Origin of the sequence: Streptomyces sp. (genome assembly GCF_019510245.1) — a bacterium.
Lineage (GTDB): Bacteria > Actinomycetota > Actinomycetes > Streptomycetales > Streptomycetaceae > Streptomyces.
Genome location: NZ_JAEKKT010000392.1, coordinates 1 through 5893 on the forward strand (window position 1 = coordinate 1; position 5893 = coordinate 5893).

The window sequence follows — 5893 nt, forward strand, 5'->3', positions numbered from 1 at the left end:
CCGCTCTTACGCCTGAACGACCGCTGGCTCGCAGCCGGGCCGTGCGCGGCACGCACCTTCGACGCATCCGGGTTGGCGGCAACATCGGCGGCGTCCGCCTGCGCACCGCGCTTGCGCGCCAAGGCTTCGCGGAACTTTCGCTTGAGGTCGTAGTTGCCGTCGCCGTCCGGCGCCAGGGGGGACGTCTCGGGGGCAGCCGGCTCCGAACCTTCCGTAGATACGGGCTCTGCGGTCATGGTGACCTCCTGGGTTCGAGGGTGGGCAAGCACAGCTTGTCATGCTGAGCGCAGTGCGAGGCGCCTGTAACGTCATCCTGCTCCGTTTCGGCGGGTATCCCCCTCGCGGCCGAGGCGTTGACTTGGCAGGCGAAACGCGCAGGACGGCTTCGGGCCGGCCCGAGGGGTGTCGATCCCGTGGCCAGGAAATTCGCTGCCGGGGCAACGGCTCTCAGCCGTTGCGACGCACGAGGGCGGCCTTGCGGGCCTCGGCGAGCTTGCGGGCCTCGCCGGCCTTTCGGGACCTGCCGCCGGCGCCGCGGGAGGTGTCCTTGCTGGTGCCGAGGCCGCGGAAGGGAGCGTTGCTGTTCTTGGGCCGGGAGACGGCCGACCCGCCGTCGAGCGGCGTGCCGGAGGGGGCCTTGGCGCCGGTGATCCGGCTCAGCTCCGCCTCGCCCGAGCGCACCTTGGTGACGGTCGGCTCGATGCCGGCCCCGGCCATCATTCGGCTCGTTTCCCGGCGCTGGCCCGCCAGCACGAGCGTGACCACGCTGCCGGACTCACCGGCGCGGGCGGTGCGGCCCGCTCGGTGCACATAGTCCTTGGGGTCGGTGGGCGGGTCGACGTTGACCACGAGATCGAGTTCGTCGACGTGCAGGCCACGGGCCGCGACATTGGTCGCCACCAGAACGGTGATCTGGCTGTTCTTGAACTGCGCCAGGGTCCGTGTGCGCTGTGGCTGGGACTTGCCGCTGTGCAGGGCCCCGGCGTGCACCCCGCTGGCCCGCAGATGCCGGGTGAGCTGGTCGACGGCGTGCTTGGTGTCGAGGAACAGCAGTACGCGGCCGTCGCGGGCGGCGATCTCCGTGGCGACGGCGTAGCGATCAGGGCCGTGGACGACCAGAACGTGGTGCTCCATCGTCGAGACCGTGCCCGCGGCCGGGTCGACCGAGTGGACGACGGGGTCGTGGAGGTAGCGGCGGACCAACTGATCGACGTCGCGATCGAGAGTGGCCGAGAAGAGCATCCGCTGACCGTCGGGGTGCACCTGGTCGAGCACGTCGGCAACCTGCGGCAGGAATCCCAAGTCGCACATCTGGTCGGCCTCGTCCAGCACGGTGATTCTTACCCGTCCCAGGCGGCAGGCGTTGCGCTCGATCAGGTCGTGCAGGCGTCCGGGGGTGGCGACGACCACCTCTGTTCCCTGACGCAGCGCGGCGACCTGCCGGCCGATCGACATGCCGCCGACGACCGTGGTCATCCGCAGCCGCAGCGCCTCGGCGTACGGCGCCAGCGCCTGGGTGACCTGTTGGGCCAGCTCCCGGGTGGGCACGAGGATCAGAGCGAGGGGCTGCTTCGGTTCGGCGCGCCGCCCGGCCGTACGTGTCAGCAGCGGCAGGCCGAAGGCGAGCGTCTTGCCCGATCCGGTGCGCCCACGTCCCAGGACATCGCGCCCCTCCAGGGCATCGGGCAGTGTCGCGGCCTGGATCGGAAAGGGTTCGCGCACCCCGAGTCCGGCCAGTGTCCGCACCACCTCCACCGGCAGTTTCAGACCGGCGAAGGAGACGGCCGGGGGCAGCGCCGGGGTCCTGGCCTCGGGGCCGGACCGCCGTGAGCGATACCGGAGTCATCGGGATGCTTCATGAACAACCTTCCGGTCCCCTTGAGGAACGGCCCCGCGGGCGAGCTGTCGAGCCACGCGTGGCCGACCGGGACGACCGGCATGACCGTGTGCTGCCCGAGGAGTTCCCGGACTGTCGGCCGATGCTCGCTCCACTGAGCGAGGTCACCACCCGTGTGACGGTCCAGGAACTTCTCCTGCGAGCCCTGGAAGAACGCCCCGGCGAGCGCATCGCGCTGCACGTTGCCGCCCAGGCAGTGACGTTGTGTCAACAGATGACGAGCACCCCCGACATCCCGCTCCCGGCCACCACGACGGGGCAGGCCCTCCAGATCTGCTGCGAGCTGACCACGCTCCATCCCGCCTTGACCACGCGTCAGGCCCCGACGTGATACTCGACCTGAGGGGAAACGACCAGCCCGTCACGATCCGCTCCGCGCACCGCGTCATTCCGAAGGAATGCGAAACTCGAGTTCGGGACGGTCCCACTGCACGGCCGGCGGGTTCGCGAGCGCGGTCCCGATCCGCACTGCACCGACGCGGTGGTAGAAGTCCTCGGCAGGAGGATGCGACACGACCTTGACACGGCCGAGCCCAGCGGCACGGGCCTCGGGCTGCATGTGCGCGACGAGCAGTCGTCCGATGCCCCGTCCTTGCGCTTCGGCGGCGACGAACAGCAGGTCGAGCTCCGGTGGAGCGAGGACGAGCGAGTAGAACCCGAGGACCCGGCCTCCCTGCTCGTCGGCGCCGACGGCTACGAAGGCGCGGTGGGCCTCGATGTAGTCAGGCCCGACCCGGTATCCCGCGACTGCGGCTGCGTACTTACCCGCATAGGCGCGTGAGCCGCGCACGAGCCGGGTGAACCGTTTGGCATCCAGCGCGACGGCCCTCCGTATCGCGACCGGCTGACTGATCCGGGAAGTGCGTGAACCCATCGGGTGAGTGTCTCGCACCGGAGGGTGCCTTCCTGCGGCGGGTCGGCTGCTCGGCCAGATGTTCCTGCACCGCTCCCGGGAACGACTCGCCCAGGGCCCCGATCGACCACGTCACCGACACCGTCGGACCTTGACCAAGGCCCCCTGTCGGCGTACACACGATCGTCCTCGGTCGCGTACGAGTGAAAAGGGACGCTTGATGGTGCGGTGAATCGTGGTGCCCGGCACTCTGCTGCTCGTCCGGTGAAGGGTGGCGGAGGGCGGTGACGCGGTGGTTTTGGACCCGCAGCGCTGGCTGGAACTGCGGCGGTTCCGTGCTCTGGTCGAGTCAGGAGCGGTCAGTCTGACGGAGGTGGCCAAGGAGACGGGGCTGGACCGCAAAACGGTCCGTAAGTATCTGTCGAACACGGCGGCGTCGGTGCCGCCGAGGCGGACGTCGAACGGCCGACCTCGGAAGAAGGTGGTCGACGAGGTTGCCCCGTTGATCGACGCCATGCCGCAGGCAGAGATTTTCATCAAGGGCGCCGTGGTGCACGAGCGTCTGGTGAAGGAGTGCGGCTCGACGATCAACTATCAGCGGGTCAAGCTGTATCTGCAGGAGGCCCGGCCGCGGATCGCGGGTGAACTGGGCATCGAGCCGCGGGAGTTGGCGGGTATGCACCGCCGCTTCGAGGTGGTTCCCGGGGCCCAGGCTCAGGTCGACTGGGGCGATGAAGGCAAGATCCTCGCCCACCTGGGAATCCCGAAGGTCTACTCGTTCCATATGGTTCTGTCGTACTCGCGCGACCCGTTCTGCTGCTTCACCACGAGCCAGGACCTGCAGACCTTCTTCGACTGCCACCGGCGGGCGTTTGCGCACTTCGGCGGGGTGCCGATGTCGATCGTCTACGACCGGACCAAGACCGTCGTGCGCAGGCACGTCGCCCCGGGCGAGGCGGTGCCGCTGCATCCGGAAGCGGTCGGCTTCGCCGGCCACTACGACTTCGACATCGACGTGCTGGCCGCCTACCGGCCCACCGGGAAGGGGCGGGTCGAACGTCAGGTGTTGATCGTGCGTGATCACGTGCTGGCCGGGCGGGCGTTCTCCTCGCTCGAGGAGCTGGATGCCGCCTTCATGGCGTGGGTGCCGCAGCGACGCGCCCGCACCCACGCCACCCATCACGAGGTCATCGGACACCGGGCCGCCTAGGATCACGCCGCCCTCAAGCCGTTGCCACCGTCGCCCTATCTGGTGGCTGAGCGGCATCTGCGGCCGGTCGGCAAGGACTGCCTGGTCGCGTTTGGCGGAAACCTCTACTCGGTGCCGGCCCGCAAGGTCCGCCCGCGTCAGCTGGTGGAGGTCCGGGCCACGAAGTCGCAGGTCGCGCTGCACTCGACCGTCCCCGATGTCAGCGGCGAGACTCTGCTGTCCAGCCATCCGCGGGCGGTCGGCCGCGGCGTGGTTGTCAAGCAGGACGAGCACTGGGACGGCCTGCCGACCGGCAAGAACCGCCGCACCACGACGGGCGACGAGCCGCCACCACCGCGAAGCGAGTCTTCCGCGTCCGGTCGCATCGGGCCGTTGCAGGCTCTGTTGAACCGGGCCGCTGCAACCCAGATCGAGGTCGGGAGGCGGCCGCTGTCGGTCTATGACGAACTGACCGGCACCCGGCCCTTCACCACCAACTTCCCGACGAAGGAGTCGCCTTGAGCGAGCTGACCGGCAACCGCATCCGCACCACGGCCGGCAAGCTCGGCCTGCCCCACCTGGCAGAGACCATCAACGAGTACACCCGCCGGGCCGACGAGGCGAAGATGGGCTACCTCGACTTCCTCGACCTGGTCCTGTCCGAGGAGCTGGCCGTCCGCGACGACCGCCGCTTCCGCCAGGGCCTGCGGCTGTCCAAGCTGCCGCACCACAAGACGCTGGACGAGTACGACTTCTCGTTCCAGCACGAGCTAGACCCGCGCAAGGTCAAAGACCTCGCCAGCCTCTCCTTCGTCGACGGCAAGGCGAACGCCGCGCTACTGGGGCCGCCCGGGGTGGGCAAGACGCATATCGCCGTCGCTCTCGCGGTCGCGGCCTGCCGGGCTGGCTACTCGATCTACTTCACCAGCCTCGACGACATGGTCCGCAACCTGAAGGCCGCCGAGTCGGCCGGGCGGCTGGTCAACAAACTCGGCACCTACCTGCGGCCGAGCGTCCTGGTGGTCGATGAGGTGGGATACCAGCCCCTCGAACGAGCCGAGGCGAACCTGGTCTTCCAGGTCATCTCAAAGCGTTACGAGAAGGGCTCCATCATCCTGACCTCGAACAAGACCTTCAGCGAGTGGGGCCAGGTCTTCGGCGACGAGGCCCTCGCCACCGCGATCCTCGACCGACTCCTCCACCACTGCGAAGTGATCGCAATCAACGGCCCGAGCTACCGACTCAAGAACCGCCTCCAGGCCATCGAGCGCGAGACCGACGTGGCCTAACAACTGGGGACGTTCAAACGTACCGGCCCGACCCGAAGGGAGAGTACGCCGACAGCGGCGGGCCCGCCGCATCCGCAGGCTGCAGAACCACTCCCCAACCGGCATCGGTCAGAGCAGCACCTGCGCACCGCCCATTGAGGAGCAGGAGCCCGCTTGACTCCAGCTCCATCAGCCCAAGTCCCGCCTCATCCACGCTCCTGATACTCCTCTCCGCGCCGATCTCCTCATATGTCGGCAGCCGGCCCGGACGCAGCAGCAAGGGCCAGACCGCCTGGAGTAGCAGGCGCTGCTCCCCGGTCAGCTCTGAAGTGCCCGCCGGGACACCCCCGGCTCCGCCCGGGGCCAAAGTCCCGCCCGCCTCACTGCCCGGCACCATCAACACCTCATACCCACCGGGCGCGGCCACCGGCTCGGCGAATCGACCGCACCCTCCCTCGCGGCCCCCGGCACCGAAGCTACCCCCGCCTCGCCCACACCCCTGCCTGCCCGCTGTGACGGGAACTACCGCAACCCCCTCACTCCCCCCACCTGACCCACCCCCACCGTTACCAGCCCACACCGCCCCCGACCCCCCACCCTCAGCTTCCACGTCCATGCTCTCACCGACCTCCGGCAACTCCCCGCCCCCACACTCCATACCACCGACCAGATCCAACCCCCCAAAC

At 69.0% G+C, this 5893-nt stretch carries 4 protein-coding genes and 2 pseudogenes; 3 read left to right on the forward strand and 3 right to left on the reverse strand.

Annotated elements, in window-relative coordinates:
• Both JF597_RS52660 and JF597_RS52665 read right to left on the reverse strand, forming a co-directional pair.
• Positions 1-236, reverse strand: a 236-nt coding sequence (locus JF597_RS52660) for a DUF5302 domain-containing protein (RefSeq protein ID WP_294014032.1), incomplete at its 3' end; no start/stop codon positions are given.
• 211 nt (positions 237-447) lie between these two features.
• A pseudogene (locus JF597_RS52665) lies at positions 448-1859 on the reverse strand (DEAD/DEAH box helicase).
• A 120-nt stretch (positions 1860-1979) separates the two neighbouring features.
• On the opposite strand from JF597_RS52665, the gene JF597_RS52670 reads away from it, so the two are divergent.
• A complete protein-coding gene (locus JF597_RS52670) occupies positions 1980-2228 on the forward strand; it encodes a hypothetical protein (RefSeq protein ID WP_294014037.1) in 249 nt (82 codons plus the stop codon).
• A 54-nt stretch (positions 2229-2282) separates the two neighbouring features.
• Here JF597_RS52670 and JF597_RS52675 read toward each other — a convergent pair whose 3' ends face one another.
• Positions 2283-2771: a GNAT family N-acetyltransferase gene (locus JF597_RS52675; RefSeq protein WP_294014036.1), complete on the reverse strand. Its 489-nt coding sequence runs from the start codon at positions 2769-2771 to the stop codon at positions 2283-2285.
• Between the two features lie 271 nt (positions 2772-3042).
• On the opposite strand from JF597_RS52675, the pseudogene istA reads away from it, so the two are divergent.
• Both istA and istB read left to right on the forward strand, forming a co-directional pair.
• Positions 3043-4461: pseudogene (gene istA, locus JF597_RS52680) on the forward strand (IS21 family transposase).
• The gene (istB, locus tag JF597_RS52685) at positions 4458-5228 is read left to right on the forward strand and encodes an IS21-like element helper ATPase IstB (RefSeq protein ID WP_294014034.1); all 771 of its coding nucleotides are present in this window, start codon (positions 4458-4460) and stop codon (positions 5226-5228) included. Before istA ends, istB begins: the two are co-directional and overlap by 4 nt.
• Positions 5229-5893: the final 665 nt, after the last annotated feature.

Coding starts and splice junctions, on each gene's coding strand:
- JF597_RS52670 (WP_294014037.1), top strand. CDS start 1,980: ATGCTCGCTCCACTGAGCGAGGTCACCACCCGTGTGACGGTCCAGGAA.
- JF597_RS52675 (WP_294014036.1), bottom strand. CDS start 2,771: ATGGGTTCACGCACTTCCCGGATCAGTCAGCCGGTCGCGATACGGAGG.